Annotated in this window: 1 protein-coding gene; it reads right to left on the bottom strand. The window is 71.5% G+C overall.

All coding sequences use genetic code 11. From position 1 onward, the window contains the following. On the bottom strand, nt 1–1,257 hold a 1,257-nt coding region (locus tag AOK17_RS47475; protein ID WP_157881564.1), incomplete at its 3' end, for a serine/threonine-protein kinase. Nucleotides 1,258–1,356 lie beyond the last annotated feature (99 nt).

Below are 1,356 nucleotides of genomic sequence, written 5' to 3' on the forward strand. Positions count from 1 at the left end.
GGGGGCGGAGGAAGAGGGGGAGGTCGCAGGAGCGGCCGAGGCCGAGGCTGAAGCCGAGGTCGAGCTCGAGGCCTTGGCGGCCTTGCCCTCCGCCCCCTCCGCCCCCTCCGGAGTCGTCGGGGTCTCGGTGTCCGCGGCCTTCCCGGCACCGGCCTTCTCCGCACCGGCCTTCCCGGCTCCGACCACCGCGGCAGCACCGGCAGCCGCAGCAGCAGCAGCAGCCCCCTTGCCCTTCCGCACGGAACGCAGCGCCCCGCGGAGCCGCTCCACCGGCTCCTCGCCCTTCTTGCTCCCGCCGGCGGCCTTGCCGCCCGAACTCTTCTTCTTGGCAGGGGCGTCCACCGGAAGCTCGGGCAACGGCACGACCTTCGTCGCGTCCGGCGGCTCCGGCTCGTCCTTGGGCTCAGGCGCGTGGATGACCTCGGTGAGCATCGTCCGGGCCCCGGCATCGTCGAGCCGCTGCTCGGGGTCCTTGACGAGCAGCCCGTAGATGACCTTCTCCAGCGGCCCGGCGTTCTTCGGCTGCTCCATCGGCTCCGTCATCACCGCGGTGAGTGTCGCGATGGCGGACCCCTTGTCGTACGGCGGCACACCTTCCACCGACGCGTACAGCAGCCCACCGAGCGACCAGAGGTCGGCCGCGGGCCCGGGCTTGTGCCCCCGCGCGCGCTCGGGCGAGATGTACGAGGGCGCGCCGACGAGCATGCCGGTCGAGGTGATGGACGGGTCGCCCTCCACCTGTGCGATACCGAAGTCGGTGAGCACGACCCGGCCGTCCTCGGCGATGAGCACGTTCGACGGCTTCACGTCCCGGTGCAGGATGCCCTCGCGGTGCGCCGAACGCAGCACGTCGAGGATGGCAAGGCCCACCTCGGCCGCGCGCTTCGGCGTGAGCAGCCCGTCCTCACGGATGACCTCGGCGAGCGACTTGCCCTCGACGAGTTCCATCACGATCCACGGCCGATTGTCCTCGTCGATCACGTCGTAGACCGTCACCGCGCCGTTGTTGCGGATCCGCGCGATGGCCTTGGCCTCACGGAAGGTCCGCGTGATCAGCCGCCGCTTCTCGTCCTCGTCGATCCGCGCCGGCAACCGCAGTTCCTTGACCGCGACCGTCCGACCCAGCGTCTCGTCCTTGGCCCGCCACACGGTGCCCATGCCGCCGCGGCCGAGGACTCCTCCCAGCCGGTATCGCCCGGCGAGAAGACGATCGCTCTCGTCCTGCCGGGATGCTCCCGCGCGCTCCGCCTCCGACATGCGTCCCCTCATGCAACCCGCCCTGACAGAGCCTCCATTGTCACCCACCCGACCACCGTCCGACGCCCCGGGTGCCCCCTCGCGGAAGCATTCCTTCCC

It is taken from the genome of Streptomyces phaeochromogenes, from assembly GCF_001418655.1.
Taxonomy (GTDB): domain Bacteria; phylum Actinomycetota; class Actinomycetes; order Streptomycetales; family Streptomycetaceae; genus Streptomyces; species Streptomyces phaeochromogenes.